14 protein-coding genes are annotated in these 15,722 nt (G+C 31.1%); 8 read left to right on the forward strand and 6 right to left on the reverse strand.

Annotated features, from left to right (window positions below; genetic code table 11):
• Positions 1-680 precede the first annotated feature (680 nt).
• From J1D01_RS09995 to J1D01_RS10005, 3 genes are read right to left on the reverse strand one after another with little or no spacing between them, the layout of a single operon-like run.
• A complete protein-coding gene (locus J1D01_RS09995; RefSeq protein ID WP_421150702.1) occupies positions 681-1,172 on the reverse strand; it encodes a GNAT family N-acetyltransferase in 492 nt (163 codons plus the stop codon).
• 4 nt (positions 1,173-1,176) lie between these two features.
• Complete coding sequence (gene trhA, locus J1D01_RS10000; RefSeq protein ID WP_421150703.1) at positions 1,177-1,803, reverse strand: PAQR family membrane homeostasis protein TrhA; 627 nt, start codon at positions 1,801-1,803, stop codon at positions 1,177-1,179.
• 2 nt (positions 1,804-1,805) lie between these two features.
• Positions 1,806-2,489: a DUF4294 domain-containing protein gene (locus J1D01_RS10005; protein WP_372936729.1), complete on the reverse strand. Its 684-nt coding sequence runs from the start codon at positions 2,487-2,489 to the stop codon at positions 1,806-1,808.
• A 135-nt stretch (positions 2,490-2,624) separates the two neighbouring features.
• Here J1D01_RS10005 and J1D01_RS10010 point away from each other — a divergent pair, with 135 nt between their 5' ends.
• Positions 2,625-3,713, forward strand: coding sequence for a M42 family metallopeptidase (locus J1D01_RS10010; protein WP_372936731.1), 1,089 nt, complete (start codon positions 2,625-2,627; stop codon positions 3,711-3,713).
• 65 nt (positions 3,714-3,778) lie between these two features.
• Positions 3,779-4,330 carry an NUDIX hydrolase gene (locus tag J1D01_RS10015; RefSeq protein ID WP_372936733.1) on the forward strand — a complete coding sequence of 184 codons (552 nt, stop codon included), beginning with the start codon at positions 3,779-3,781 and terminating at the stop codon, positions 4,328-4,330.
• 85 nt (positions 4,331-4,415) lie between these two features.
• On the opposite strand, the gene J1D01_RS10020 is transcribed toward J1D01_RS10015, so the two are convergent.
• A complete protein-coding gene (locus tag J1D01_RS10020; protein ID WP_421150704.1) occupies positions 4,416-5,027 on the reverse strand; it encodes a YceI family protein in 612 nt (203 codons plus the stop codon).
• A gap of 397 nt (positions 5,028-5,424) precedes the next feature.
• Here J1D01_RS10020 and J1D01_RS10025 point away from each other — a divergent pair, with 397 nt between their 5' ends.
• From J1D01_RS10025 to J1D01_RS10040, 4 genes are all read left to right on the forward strand, one after another.
• Complete coding sequence (locus tag J1D01_RS10025; RefSeq protein WP_421150705.1) at positions 5,425-6,096, forward strand: PrsW family intramembrane metalloprotease; 672 nt, start codon at positions 5,425-5,427, stop codon at positions 6,094-6,096.
• Between the two features lie 122 nt (positions 6,097-6,218).
• The gene (locus J1D01_RS10030) at positions 6,219-6,704 is read left to right on the forward strand and encodes an acetyl-CoA carboxylase biotin carboxyl carrier protein subunit (protein WP_421150706.1); all 486 of its coding nucleotides are present in this window, start codon (positions 6,219-6,221) and stop codon (positions 6,702-6,704) included.
• 3 nt (positions 6,705-6,707) lie between these two features.
• Positions 6,708-8,147 carry an acetyl-CoA carboxylase biotin carboxylase subunit gene (accC, locus tag J1D01_RS10035; protein ID WP_421150707.1) on the forward strand — a complete coding sequence of 480 codons (1,440 nt, stop codon included), beginning with the start codon at positions 6,708-6,710 and terminating at the stop codon, positions 8,145-8,147.
• Between the two features lie 6 nt (positions 8,148-8,153).
• On the forward strand, positions 8,154-9,695 hold the full coding sequence (locus J1D01_RS10040; RefSeq protein WP_372936743.1) for an acyl-CoA carboxylase subunit beta: 1,542 nt from the start codon (positions 8,154-8,156) through the stop codon (positions 9,693-9,695).
• 299 nt (positions 9,696-9,994) lie between these two features.
• Here the strand turns inward: J1D01_RS10040 and J1D01_RS10045 are convergent, their stop codons facing one another.
• Positions 9,995-11,497 (reverse strand): helix-turn-helix transcriptional regulator, encoded by a 1,503-nt coding sequence (locus tag J1D01_RS10045; protein WP_421150708.1) that lies wholly within the window; start codon positions 11,495-11,497, stop codon positions 9,995-9,997.
• Positions 11,498-11,829: 332 nt separating this feature from the next.
• Here J1D01_RS10045 and J1D01_RS10050 point away from each other — a divergent pair, with 332 nt between their 5' ends.
• Together J1D01_RS10050 and J1D01_RS10055 are read left to right on the forward strand one after the other, a co-directional pair.
• On the forward strand, positions 11,830-13,035 hold the full coding sequence (locus J1D01_RS10050) for a multidrug effflux MFS transporter (RefSeq protein ID WP_421150709.1): 1,206 nt from the start codon (positions 11,830-11,832) through the stop codon (positions 13,033-13,035).
• A 75-nt stretch (positions 13,036-13,110) separates the two neighbouring features.
• On the forward strand, positions 13,111-13,725 hold the full coding sequence (locus J1D01_RS10055) for a fumarylacetoacetate hydrolase family protein (RefSeq protein ID WP_372936750.1): 615 nt from the start codon (positions 13,111-13,113) through the stop codon (positions 13,723-13,725).
• A gap of 69 nt (positions 13,726-13,794) precedes the next feature.
• Here the strand turns inward: J1D01_RS10055 and acs are convergent, their stop codons facing one another.
• Positions 13,795-15,702, reverse strand: a complete 1,908-nt coding sequence (gene acs / locus J1D01_RS10060) for an acetate--CoA ligase (protein WP_421150710.1) — start codon at positions 15,700-15,702, stop codon at positions 13,795-13,797.
• Positions 15,703-15,722 lie beyond the last annotated feature (20 nt).

Here is a 15,722-nt window from a genome sequence, read left to right on the forward strand (position 1 = left end):
GGAAAAACTATCAGACATATAATAATCCTAAAATGCCTGTACAGGCATTTTAGGATTAAGAAAAAGAGTTGTATAATTATATCAGGATTTATTTATTAACCTGTATAGCTATTTTAGGACGGGTCAATAGCTATTTTAGGACGGGTCAAGGACGGGTCAATCCTATGGATACCCTATAGATACCCTATGGATATCCTATGGAAGACCTATGGATGAGATTATATGCGCTTCTTTTTGAGATGTCTTAACTTTTAGACAAATACATGTTCGTTTTTATAGAGAATTCTTCCTTTTTAGACTGATTAGAATTTTCCCTAAACACAACAATTAGTCTTGATTCCAAGCTTCCCTAACCCACCGAAAAGTAACCTTGCCAATGTGCCGAACCGTAAAAACACCCCTGAAAAGTAGGCTAGGGCTACTTTGTCAGCGCGCCATCTCGCCCGTTGCTAACTCAGACAACGCCCTCAAGGGAACAATAATTCCCTGATTGGTACGGATCGTCGAAGACTTTTTTATTAACTTGTGAAATAGGTACAACCTATAGAAAAAATACACGAAACTGTAATTAGATCAAGGCTTGGGGCTTGAATAGGATTTCGGACTTAATTGAAAGTTTAGGCTTTCGAGATCCCCTACTTTTTACACACAAAACCAATAACCCCTACTAATCAATTCATTTAAACCTCCTTAACCATCTCAAAATCATCCATTATAAATCCATCTCCTATATCTGTCACAATTGGTTTCTCTTTCTTAAAGCCCATTTTTTCATAGGCTTTTATTGCATTAATATTATTTATATTTACGGTAAGTCTAATACGGTTTAATTGATACTCTTTAGCTTTATCTGTTACAAAATTTAAAGCTGTTTTTCCTATATTTTTTCCTCTATGCAAATTAACAACATACAATTTGCTTAAAAATAAGGTGTCGGTTTCCTTTTTTATAGAAATATAACCAACGGGAGTTTTATCAAAAGAAAGAAGATAATATTCAAAACCGCCTTCTACTTGTTCTTTAATAGCTTCAGCAGATTGAAACTTATTAAGCATGTAATTTACTTGTGGTAATCCTATAATTGGAATGTAATGCTCTCGCCAAATAATATCGGCTAAGGTTGCTATTTCTTTATAATGCTTTTGTGTATTTGCTATTAAAATCTGTACCATCTATCTAAATTATATAGAAGAATATCATAAAAAAATGGCAAACAGCCCCTGCAAGCACAAACAAATGCCATATAACATGATTAAACTTAATTTTTTCAATAGCATAAAAAATAATACCACCAGTATAGGCTAAACCACCGGCAAATAGTAATAAAACAGCATTACTAGAAACTAATTCTGAAAAATTAGAAAAATCAAATACAATTAACCAGCCCATAACTAGATACAACAAGGTTGAAAATATTTCAAAACGCCCCGTAAAAAATAATTTTAATATAACACCAAAAGCAGCAATTCCCCAAACAATATAAAAAAGCATCCACCCCAAACTATCATTTAAGGTTATGAGTAAAACAGGGGTGTAAGTGCCTGCTATTAAAAGGTAAATACTAATATGGTCTATTATTCTAAAATAGTGTTTTAGCTTTCTCTTTTTCACAGTATGATATAAGGTAGAAGCAGTAAATAAAATTATTATAGATGTGCCATAAACAATAACACTACCTAAACTAAAATTGGTTTTATGGGTATCAAAAAGTATGAGTAAAACTAGAGCTATAACTCCAAATAAAGCTCCAAAAGCATGGGTGATAGCATTAAGTTTTTCTTCAAAAAGAGATTGTTGTCTCATTACTAGTTTTCAGGATTTTTGTTATAAACCCACTTCGCTGTTAATTCATAAAAATCGAAATCTAAAGCCGATTTTTGGGCTTCTAATCTTCCGCTTTGAAAGTTTCGTAATAAAATATCTTCTATTAAATAATCTTCTTTTTCATGTTCTGGATCAAACTCCTTTTTTAACGAAATATCAAACATACTAGCAGTTGTATTATACCAAAATGCCCGCCAACCATTGCGCAGTTCTTTAACCAAATCAAAAGCAGTTACTCCCGTTTGCCTATGAATGAGTTTAACCAAAATTTGTCCCTCTGTACGCGATAATTTTTTTAACTCATCAGAAAACTCACCCTCAATATACTTTTGTACACGTTTGGTATAACGTTTTTTGTCTCGCTTCTTTTTAATGCTTGCCAGTCTTTTGTTCATAGAGTCTAACCGTTCTGCAGCTAATTTGGCATATGGGTAAACCTTAATAGTTTTTCGGCGTAGTATTAAATACCTTATTCTATCTTCCCTACTCTCAAACCTTAGTTTATGTAAAAGCTTAACTTCTTCTAAATCTATTGAAGTTCTAGGTACAGAATCGCCTTCAATAATTATATATTCTATGGTAGAAATAGAATCATTTTCAACCTCATTAATTTGAGCCAATAAAACTGTTGGTAATAAAAAGAATATGTACTTTAATGAGTTCATTAATCTGTTTCTGAGGCTTTGTGTTCCAAAATTAACAATTTACTGCTTTTAAAACGGTTTTTAATGCCGGATATTTTTAGTTTGATTAAATACTACTTTCATTAATATTCTTATTTTAGTGCAAAACTTTTACAAATGGCGAAAAAGCAAATACTAAACAAAAAATCAATAGACTTTTTAGAAAAATATTTAAATAATGCTGCCCCAACAGGATATGAATGGGACGGACAAAAACTGTGGATGGATTACCTAAAACCTTATGTTGATGAATTTATTACAGATACATACGGAACCGCAGTTGGTGTAATTAATCCTAAAGCAAAATATAAAGTTGTTATTGAAGGGCATGCCGATGAAATATCATGGTATGTAAATTACATTAGTGATAACGGACTTATTTACGTAATTAGAAACGGTGGTAGTGATCATCAAATTGCACCAAGTAAAGTAGTAAATATTCATACCAAAAATGGTATTGTTAAAGGTGTTTTTGGGTGGCCAGCTATTCATACCAGAAGTAGAGTAAAAGAAGAACCTCCTAAACCCGACAATATTTTTATTGATTGTGGTTGTAAAAACAAAGAAGAAGTTGAAAAATTAGGTGTTCATGTGGGTTGTGTTATTACTTATCCTGATGAATTTCATATTTTAAATGGCGACAAATTTGTTTGTAGAGCTATTGATAACCGCATGGGCGGATTTATGATTGCAGAAGTGGCTCGTTTACTTAAAGAAAACAAAAAAGAATTACCTTTTGGTTTATACATTACCAATGCTGTACAAGAAGAAATTGGATTGCGCGGTGCTGAAATGATTACTCAAACCATTAAACCTAATGTGGCTATTGTTACTGATGTCACACACGATACCACTACCCCAATGATTGAACAGAAAAAAGAAGGACATTTGGAAATTGGCAAAGGCCCTGTGGTAGCTTACGCTCCTGCTGTTCAACAAAAATTACGCGATTTAATAATTGATACAGCCGAAGCCAAAAAAATTCCTTTCCAACGTTCTGCATTATCAAGAGCAACAGGTACAGATACCGATGCTTTTGCCTATAGCAATGGTGGCGTAGCATCTGCTTTAATTTCATTACCGCTTCGTTATATGCATACCACAGTTGAAATGGTTCATAAAGAAGATGTAGAAAACGTAATTAGACTAATTTATGAATCGCTTCTAAATATTAAAGACGGAGATACATTTAGTTATTTTGATTAATTAACTAAAAGTCTATATTTTACAAAAATTGATGATATTCAAATTATTAGACTGTAGTTTTTTACATGAATGAACTCATAGACATAGTAGATGCTAATGGTAACCCTACCGGACAAACAGCATTAAAATCTGTAATTCATCAAAAAGGGTATTATCATAACACAGCGCATATATGGTTTTATACTAAAAATGGTGAGGTGCTGTTATCTCAACGGTCGGCAAAAAAACTTATTTGTCCGCTCATGTGGGATGTCTCGGTTGCGGGTCATATTGATGCTGGCGAAACTCCAGAACAAGCAGCTATAAGAGAAACCAAAGAAGAAATTGGTTTAACTATTTTAAAATCTGATTTAAATAAAATTGGAGTTTTTGAGTGCTTTCAAAGTTATGATAATGGCATTAAAGATAATGAATTTCACAACACTTTTATTTGTGAGTTAAACACTTCATTATCAGAATTAAAACCACAAGAAGATGAAGTTGAAGCACTAAAACTTGTATCTCTAGATGTTTTTAAAACACTTATCAAAAACATCAATGAGGATAACAATCATTTTGTACCATCAAATAAAACTTATTATGAATTGGTATATAATCACTTAAAAAAACAAGTTTAATTTTCACTTATAAATTCAAAAGCCTCCTTGCTATAAGAATCTCTCACGAAACCTTAACAAGGAGGCTTTTTTTGACTAAATTCAATTATAAAATATTATTTACTAAGTTGTTATTTATAAAGCTTGTTTCAAATTTCACAAAGACATCATCTTTTGCTTGAACCGCGCCTAACATACCTGTTGGAGGTGTAATATTAAACTCTGTTAACTTTAATTGTACTTTACCGTTAAGAGTTACTTTTTGGCCATTAATTGTAACATCAAAATTTAAAGGAATTGTTTTTTTAGTACCCGCAATAACCAAATCTCCTAGAGTTTCTAATTCAAAAACGCCATTGCCTTTATCAATTACATTTTTAACTTCAACAAGAGAGTATAATATGCTTTTATATTTATCTGCTTTTAATGCTTTAACTGCTGTAGAAGTTATTCCAGGTTTAGCACCTTTTAAGCTTTCAGTTAATACAGCAAAGGTTAAAGATTCAACTTCACAAGATTGAAGGTTATTAAAACTAATTAATCCATTTTTTGTATTAGCATCTACTTTCCAACCATGAAGATTAGAAGAACCAAAAACTGTTAAAAAGGAATTTTCATTCTCTAAATGCAACATTTGGGCTTGAGCGCTATTAAAAACTAACCCCATTAAAACGATGCAGATGAATAATTTTTGTAAAATATTTATTTGTGTATTCATGACATTATGTAATTTAATTATAATGCAAATTACAACGTTTTAGTATTGATGAAAAATGATAAAAATCATGTTTTAATTTTATTTTTGACAAAATTCAACATTTTTTAAGCCTTATTTTATCATATCCTCATTTTTGGCATGATTTCCTGTACTGTAAAACTAAATATTAATTAATGAGATAAATAATTGATTTTATGAGTCTTAAAAAAAATAAGAGAATTCTATATTTTTTCAACTAGAAATAGCATTTACCAAAACTAACTATTAACATATTCAATATTTTAACACCTAAATATATTATGTATATTTATTCTATAACTCTATCTTATAAGCATTCTCTTTTAAGATTAAAGTCAATAAAAAATAATATTGAGGAAAACACAGAATACTTAAGTAAATGAATTTATTACTCATGGCCATTGCGCCCGTTTGTATCATTATTTTATATGTATATTTTAAAGATAAATATGAAAAAGAACCTAAGCGCTTACTTTTATATAACTTTATCTTAGGTGCGGTTGTTAGCATTTTACTTACCACAGTTATTTATTTTGCAATTGATATGGTACTTGTACTTAATCATACAAGTATTTTTCAACAGTTTCTCAAGGCTTTCTTTGTTGTAGCATTAACCGAAGAATTCAGTAAATACATAATAGTTAGATATGTAGCACAGCGCCATTCTGAATTTAACGAACCTTTTGACGGCATAATATATGCCGTTATGGTATCTATGGGTTTTGCAGCTACAGAAAATATATTTTATGTTTTAGAAGGAGGATACCAAACAGCTTTGTTAAGAGCTTTTACAGCTGTTCCAGCACATGCTACTTTTGGAATTTTAATGGGTTACTACATGGGAAAAGCCAAATTTTCTAATAATAAATTCAAATTAAACTTATTTGGGTTACTTTTAGCCACAATTTTTCACGGTACCTACGATTTCTTTTTGTTTATAGACTTCATCCCAGGTATATGGTTAGGAGCTTTAGTCTCCTTAATAATTGGTATTCTACTATCCAGAAAAGCCATAAAAAAACATCAAAAAAATTCACGTTTTAAAGTTTAATTTCTCTCTAATATTATTGTAAATCATACTTTTAGAATAAACTAAATTTCTAATTGTGATGATGTATTTTCTAAAAGTTCTAATACATTATAATTATATTTACCTAAATCAATTTCCCAACTATGGCTAAAACTTTTAAAACTAAGGTTAATAATAATTTTGAATTTGAATTTAAAAAAAAAGAAGTGTCTAATTTAGATGCGTTGCAAATTTCAAAATCAAAATACCATATTCTTCACAACAACAAACCTTATAAAACAGAAATTATTGAGTCTCATTTTAATAATAAAATATATAAAGTAAAAGTAAACAATAGCATCTATAACGTTAATATAATTAATAAATTAGATGTATTAATAAAAGAATTAGGATTTACAATAGGCACCACCAAACACATTAATTCTATAAAAGCACCAATGCCAGGGCTTATTTTAGACATTAATATTGAAGTTGGACAAGAAGTAAAAGAAGGAGATTCGTTATTAGTTTTAGAAGCTATGAAAATGGAAAATGTAATTAGCTCTCCAAGAGAAGGTATTATTAAAACATTAACCGTTAACAAAGGAGAGACCGTACTAAAAGGCCAATTACTAATTGAATTTCAGTAGATTATGAGAAAAATTCTTATTGCAAACAGAGGTGAAATAGCCATTAGGATTATGAAAACTGCTCAAAAAATGGGCATAAAAACCGTTGCCGTTTACTCTACTGCAGATAGAAATGCTCCACATGTAAAATTTGCAGATGAAGCCGTTTGTATTGGTGAAGCTCCTTCAAACCAATCCTATTTAAGAGGTAATAAAATTATTGAAGTGGCAAAACAGTTAAATGTTGATGCTATTCATCCTGGATATGGTTTTCTAAGTGAAAATGCCAATTTTGCAGAACTTACAGAAAAGAATAACATCATTTTTATTGGTCCACACTCTAAAGCCATAAAAATTATGGGAAGTAAATTGGCAGCAAAAGAAGCTGTTAAACAATACAATATTCCAATGGTTCCAGGAATAGATAAGGCTATCACAGATGTTGAAAAAGCTAAAAGTATTGCAAAAGAAATTGGCTTCCCTATTTTAATAAAAGCATCTGCGGGTGGTGGCGGTAAAGGCATGCGTATTGTTGAAAAAGAAAGTGATTTAGAATCTCAAATGACACGTGCTATAAGCGAAGCTACCTCAGCATTTGGTGATGGCTCTGTATTTATTGAAAAATATGTTCCCTCACCTAGGCATATTGAAATTCAAGTAATAGCTGATAATCATGGCAATATATTACACTTTTTTGAACGCGAATGTAGCATACAACGCAGACATCAAAAAGTAATTGAAGAAGCGCCTTCATCTGTTTTATCTTCAGAATTAAGAACAAAAATGGGAAAAGCAGCCATTAAAGTGGCTAAATCTTGTGATTATGTTGGTGCAGGTACCGTTGAGTTTTTATTAGATACAAACCATAATTTCTACTTTTTAGAAATGAATACGCGTTTACAAGTAGAACACCCTGTAACAGAACTAATTACCGGTATAGATTTAGTAGAACTACAAATAAAAATAGCAAGGGGAGAAAAGCTTGAAATAGAACAAGACCAACTAAAAATATGTGGTCATGCCATAGAGTTACGTGTTTATGCAGAAGACCCTTTGAATAATTTTCTACCTAGTGTTGGTAATTTAAGCACTTACAAACTACCCGCCGGAAAAGGTATTCGTGTTGATAATGGTTTTGAAGAAGGAATGGATGTCCCAATTTATTATGACCCCATGCTTTCAAAATTAATTACTTACGGAAAAACAAGAGAAGAGGCTATCCAACTCATGATAAAAGCAATTGAAAATTTTCATATAGAAGGCGTACAAACTACTTTACCTTTCGGGAAATTTGTTTGTAACCATGAGGCCTTCCGTTCTGGAAATTTTGACACCCATTTTGTTAAAAAATATTATTCACCTAAATACTTACAAAAAGAAACTGAAAACGAGGCTAAAATTGCTGCTCTACTTGCCTTAAAACAATATTTAGCAGACCAAAAAATACTAAAACTACCAAATTAGCAACTTATGGATTCTAAAATAGATAAACTAAAAAAACATATTGAACAAGCCAAATTAGGTGGTGGACAAAATCGAATTGATAAACAACATGCCAAGAAAAAGTTAACCGCCAGAGAGCGTATTGACTATTTACTTGATGAAGGTTCTTTTGAAGAAATAGGTATTTTAGTTACCCATAGAACCACCGATTTTGGGATGGATAAAGAAGTGTATTTTGGAGATGGTGTTGTTACAGGTTATGGTACTATTAATGGCAGATTAGTGTATGTTTTTGCCCAAGATTTTACCGTTTTTGGCGGGGCACTATCTGAAACACATGCCGAAAAAATATGTAAAATTATGGATATGGCTGTAAAGGTTGGTGCTCCAATTATTGGATTAAATGATTCTGGGGGTGCCCGTATTCAGGAAGGAGTAAGATCTCTTGGTGGTTATGCCGATATATTTTACAGAAATGTTAAAGCATCTGGTGTTATACCTCAAATTTCTGCCATCATGGGGCCTTGTGCCGGTGGTGCAGTATATTCGCCTGCAATAACAGATTTTACCATTATGGTAGAAAACACTAGTTATATGTTTGTAACTGGACCAAACGTAGTAAAAACCGTTACCAATGAAGAAGTTAGTAGCGAAGAATTAGGTGGTGCTTATACACACGCTTCAAAATCGGGTGTTGCACATAAAACATCTGCTAATGATATTGAATGTTTAGAAGATATTAAAAAACTCCTTAGTTATTTACCTCAAAACAATACTGAAACTACTAAAAAGCTAGATTTTATACCTTCTGAGGAAATAAGAGATGTTTTATCAAACATAGTTCCTGATAATCCTAATAAGCCATATGATATGCACGAGGTAATTTCTGGAATTATTGATGAAAATTCATTTTATGAAATTCATAAAGATTATGCCGAAAATATTATTGTGGGTTTTGCTCGTTTAGGAGGTAGAAGTATTGGTATTATTGCAAATCAACCCATGTTTTTAGCAGGTGTTCTAGGTGTAAAAAGCTCTAAAAAAGCAGCTAGATTTACTCGCTTTTGCGATTGTTTTAATATTCCTTTACTTGTTTTGGTTGATGTTCCTGGTTTTTTACCAGGCACAGACCAAGAGTGGAATGGTATTATAGTACATGGTGCCAAATTATTATACGCATTAAGCGAAGCTACTGTACCAAGAGTAACCGTTATTACCAGAAAAGCTTATGGAGGCGCTTATGATGTAATGAATTCTAAACACATAGGCGCAGACTTTAACTATGCATGGCCTGGAGCAGAAATAGCTGTAATGGGAGCTAAAGGTGCCAGTGAGATTATATTTAAGCGCGAAATAGCTGCCGCTGATAACCCTGAAGAAAAACTTGCTGAAAAAGAAGCAGAATATGCCGAAAAGTTTGCAAACCCATACAAAGCAGCTAGACGAGGTTTTATAGATGAAGTTATCTTACCAAAAAATACTAGAAGAAAATTGATAAAAGCATTTTCTATGTTAGAAAATAAAAAGGTTGATAGACCAAACCGAAAACACGGTAATATTCCCTTATAAAATAAAAAAGGAGGCTCCCTAACTAGCCTCCTTTTAATTTAACCTGTAATCGAATAAACTATAAAGTTTATTACAATTAACTTCCTACTTATTTTAATTTATCTCTCAACTAAATAAACTCTTTTTATTTAGTCACAACCAAAATAAAACAATAATGTAGGCTCTCTTGCGAGACATATATAATTGTCGATTAATAGCTTCAACAAATATCAATAAATAAAACAAAAAACATACAAATGTCACTACGCACTTATTACGCACTTATGATATTTTATCATTTTATCTAATTTTTTAATTTATTAATTTGGGTCTTTAAAAGTTTGTGTTAAGTAGTCCACAAGAGTGATTTCTTGTTTATTTAAGCCCATTTTCTTTGTAATTCTATAGCGTTTGCTCTCAATAGCTCTAATTGAAGTATTTAAGAAAACTGCTATTTCTTTATTTTTAAAACCTACAGAAACATAATAGCAGATAATAATTTCAGAATCATTTAATTTTGGATGAAGCTTTTTTATTTTTTTAAAAAAATCCATATCAAAATTATTAACTAATTCTAAATGATTTTTACTTTCTTCTAATAAGGTTGTAGAACTTAAATGCAACTCTTTGTAAAAGTCTTTTATTTTTTCTCTTTGTAAAACAACATCATCAATAGTTGCTATTGCTTTAACTTTTTGTTTAAGTTGTGAGATATAATCTTCTAACCCTTGTACCTTAACTGCTAGTTTTTCGTTATTAGATTTTAAGTAAGTTAAATTTTCGGTTTGATTACTTAGATGACTTAATTTTTGCCTTTGTTCTTTATAATACATAAAATATGCAAAACTAATAATAGAGATAAGGCATATTAACAAAATACCAAATATATCTAAGAAATCTTCATTTTTTTGTAACGATTCTTCTTTTAAAAGAGGACTATTAATGTGGTAACTAACATCTATTACATTTTTAAACATATCCTCTTGAAAAATCCTCAAAGAATCTAAATAAGTTTTAGACTTATCAATTTTTCCAGAAAGGCTATAAACTTTAGAGCTTATTATAAAATATGTTTCTAATGCGTCATCTGCCATACTTTTTCGGTTTATTTCAGCTTGCGACAAGTAAAATAATGTAGAGTCTATTTGCTTTTTTTTATAAAATAATTCTGCATAAGACAAATTGATATTGGCATCAAAAGAAGAATAGTTATAAGAATCTATAGTAGAATTGTTTTCTAAAGATTTAAAATTTTCGTAGTATTTATTGGCTTCTTCAAGGTTATCAAGATATACATAGTTAGAAGTTAACATGTATAATGCAAACATGTAAAAATAGGCATCATCCTTGGTGTTTTTATAAACATCTAATTTTCTTAATAGTAAACCATTACATTCATCTATTTTTCCATCTAAAAAATGGGCGTAAGCTTCTATTAACTCAACTTCTAAGTTTCCATTTTTATAACCACTTAATTCATAATATTTTTTTGCTTGCTCTAAATAAGAATATGCTGTAGTATCTTCATATACTATATAAATATTTGCAAAAAGTTCTAAACTTGTATCTCCTGCTACTTGATAATTCTTTTCAATTTTAGCATATTTAAGTGCTAAAAGATTGTTCTTGTAAACTTCTGCTCTTTGGTTAAGTTCATCATGAATTAAAGCTTTTATAGAATAATAATCTGCTACATTTCCTTCAATACTTTTTTCTAAAGGATTTGGTATAGAATCTAAAAACTGTAATGCTTTTAAAGCGTTTCCTCCTACATGATTATTAGCAGAATCTATAAGACGCTCATAATTATTTTGAGCCTGCAATAAAAAAATTACAAGGTTAAAAATAACAAGCAGCCCTTTTCTTTTAATCTTGTTGTTGGGAGAACTAAACAAAAGAATACGGTTTTAAATAAAACAATCCTCAAATGTAAGTAAAAATACACATAAATATACTGTTTTAAATATAAAGAAACTATTTCTTTTTAGCTAGAAAGAAATATAACTAAACCTTAAATTAATTTAATTAGTGCTTCCTTCAGCAACATAACTTTTGTACAAAACGAAATAAAATATATTCAAAATTTGTGAATTCTTTAACGTTTCCTTCATTCATAATACATCTAAAATAAATAATAATGGGCTAATTTTACGTCATGCAAAATAACAGCCCCTTAAAATTTGAATTTGTTGCATTAATGGCTTCTTTAATGTCTATTGTAGCACTCTCTATTGATGCACTACTTCCTGCATTACCACAAATAGGGAATCATATTTCTGTAGTTAACAGTAAAGATAACCAACTGTTAATTACCATGATATTTTTAGGTATAGGAATTGGACAGCTTATTTTTGGTCCACTTTCTGATAGTTTTGGAAGAAAACCCATTGTGTATACGGGGTTTGCTTTATTTATTGTTGCCAGCCTTATATGCGTAAACACCAAAAGTTTTGAAATAATGCTTGTTGGCCGTATTTTACAAGGTATGGGGCTATCATCGCCTCGTAGTATTTCATTATCAATGATAAGAGATTTGTATGATGGCAACTATATGGCCAAAGTAATGTCTATTGTTGTTATGTTTTTTATTCTAGTACCCGTAGTAGCACCAACATTAGGACATTGGCTTATACAATTATTTAATTGGCAATCTATTTTCTATTTTAATTTAATTTTTGGTGTTTTAATAATGATTTGGTTTGCTATAAGGCAACCCGAAACGCTTACAAAACAACACAGAATTAAGTTCTCTTCTCATCTTTTTATAGATGGTGTAAAAGAATTTATAAAGCATAAAGAAGCCGTAGCCTTTACCTTTGTATCTGGTTTTATAACAGGATCTTTTATGGTATATTTAAGCACCTCACAACAAATTTTTCAAGAACAATATAAACTAGCAGAAATGTTCCCTTTTATTTTTGCAAGTTTAGCCGTTTCTTTAGGGGTAGCTACATATTTAAATAGTAGACTAGTTGAAAAATTTGGTATGTGGCGAATGGCATATACAGCTGCAATAGCGTATTCTGTTGTATCTCTGTTGTATGTTATCTTATTTTTCTCGGGTAAAAATCCTAGTATTTATGTTTTACTTATTTTTTTCGCCTTGCAATTTTTAGCAGTTGGATTCCTTTTTGGAAATCTCCGAGCCATTGCTATGGAACCTTTAGGTCATATTGCTGGTATTGGTGCTGCCATAAATGGTTTTGTAAGTACAGTATTAGCTGTACCTATTGCTAATTTTATTGGTAATTATGTTTCTACTTCTGTATTACCCTTATTTATAGGCTTTTCAATTTTTGGTGTTTTATCTGTGCTTGTATTTGTGTTATTAAGAAAAAATGCTAGTACTGTGAAGGCTTAATTCTTTCAGGAAGTTAATACAGTTTTGGTAGGATATTTAGTATTTTTACATTTTAATTAAATCAATTAAACTGATATGAAAATAATAGGTATTGGAAAAAATTATGTAAACAATAAATCTGAAATTGAATCCCTAAAAACAGGGTTTCAAACCATTTTTGTTAAGGCTAATTCAACCTTAGTTACCAATAACAAAAACATCCCTTTTCCTAAAATCACCAATCAGCTTGTTTATGAAGTTGAACTGGTTGCTAAAATAGGAAAACAGGGCAAAGATATTTCTGTTAAAGACGCACCTTCATACATTTCTGAAATGGCTATAGGTATAGACTTTACAGCTAAAGATGTACTTACCAAAAGTAGAGAGAAAAAAGGTCCTTGGGCTCTTGCTAAAGGGTTTGATGGGGCTTCTCCTATTTCTGCATTTAAACCAATTTCTAATTTTCCAGATTTAAACAATATTAATTTTGATTTAAAAATTAATGGAGAATCTAGACAAGTTGGTAATACTGATATGATGATTTATAATTTTGCTGAAATTATTGCTTTTGTTTCCTCTTACATGACCTTAGAAGCAGGCGATTTGATTTTTACTGGAACTCCAGCTTCTGGCGTTGGAGAAACGGCACATAACGATCACTTTCAAGCTTCTATTGAAGGAGAGTTGCTCTTAGATTTTAAAATGATTTAACACCATTTTATCTCATAAACTAAAAAAGCTACCAATTGGTAGCTTTTTATTTGTCATTTAAAATTATTACTACAAAGCATTATCTATAATATCCTGTACTACTTCTGGATTTAACAGTGTACTGGTATCTCCTAAATTACTAATGTCTTTGTGTGCTATTTTACGTAAAATTCGTCTCATTATCTTACCAGAACGTGTTTTTGGTAAGCCACTTGTAAATTGAATTTTATCTAATTTGGCTATAGGCCCAATATGTTCTGTTATAATTTGGTTTATTTCGTTTCGTAAATTGTTTTGATCTCTACTTTCTCCTGTATCTTTTAAAATAACATAGCCGTAAAGTGCATTTCCTTTTACATCGTGAGGAAAACCAACAATGGCCGATTCCACTACTGCTGGGTGCTCATTAACAGCATCTTCTATAGGTGCTGTACCTAAGTTATGACCAGAAACAATAATAACATCATCTACTCTTCCTGTTATTCTATAGTATCCTACCTCATCGCGTAAAGCTCCATCGCCCGTAAAATATTTGTTTTCAAATGCCGAAAAATACGTGTCTTTATAACGTTGATGGTTACCCCAAATAGTTCTAGCCATACTAGGCCATGGGAATTTTATACATAATCGTCCATCTACTTGATTGCCTTTAATCTCTTCCCCTTCTTCATCCATTAATGCAGGTTGAATTCCAATAAACGGTAAAGTAGCATAGGTTGGTTTTGTTGGAGTTACAAATGGTATTGGAGATATCATAATACCACCTGTTTCGGTTTGCCACCAAGTATCTACAATAGGACTCTTCTTTTTGCCTACATTATCATTATACCAGTGCCACGCTTCTTCATTTATAGGTTCTCCTACAGAACCTAAAGTTTTTAATGATGATAAATCATATTTATCAACCAATTCTGAACCTTGCTTAGATAAAGCTCTAATAGCCGTTGGTGCTGTATAAAACTGATTAATTTTATGTTTTTCTACAATTTCCCAAAAGCGTCCAAAATTTGGATAACTAGGTACCCCTTCAAACATAACTGTAGTTGCTCCATTTGCTAAAGGCCCATAAACAATATAACTATGACCTGTTATCCATCCTATATCGGCAGTACACCAATAAATATCATTTTCTCTATACTGAAATACATTTTTAAAAGTGTAAGCTGTATAAACCATATATCCTGCAATGCTATGTACCATGCCTTTTGGCATACCTGTAGAGCCTGAAGTATATAAAATAAATAAAGGGTCTTCAGCATTCATTACTTCAGCTTTACATTCTGTAGAAGCTTCATCTAGCAAAGGCTGTAGCCATTTATCTCTTCTGGCTTCCATATGAATATCAGAATGAATACGTTTTGCAACTAGTACAGTTTCTACACACGGACAGTCTTTTAAAGCGTCATCAACAATACCTTTTAAATCGATTGTTTTTTTACCACGATACGAGCCATCACTGGTTAATACCATTTTACATTCAGAATCATTAATTCTTGTAGCTAAAGCTGTAGAAGAAAACCCTGCAAATACCACCGAATGAATAGCACCTATTCTAGCACAAGCCAAAACAGCTACTGCCAATTCTGGAATCATGGGTAAATAAACACAAACACGGTCTCCCCTTTTAATACCTTGACTTTTTAAAACATTAGCAAATTTATTTACCCGTTCTGCTAACTCTTTATAACTTATATGAATTGCAGGTTCATTAGGGTCATTAGGCTCAAATAAAATAGCTGTTTTATCTCCTCTAGTGGCTAAATGGCGGTCTATACAATTTTCTGTAATGTTTAATTGAGCGCCTTCAAACCATTTTATTTCTGGTTTAGAAAAGTCCCAACTTAATACCTTATCCCATTTTTTTTGCCACATAAAATGTTCTTCGGCTATTTCTTCCCAAAAATTTTCGGGTTCTCTTACAGATTTTCTGTAAACTTGATAATATTCTTCTAAATGTTTTATGTGGTAATTACTCATTGTTTTATAATTAAATTTAA

The sequence above is a fragment of the Seonamhaeicola sp. NFXS20 genome, assembly GCF_049132085.1.
Classification (GTDB): Bacteria; Bacteroidota; Bacteroidia; order Flavobacteriales; family Flavobacteriaceae; genus Seonamhaeicola.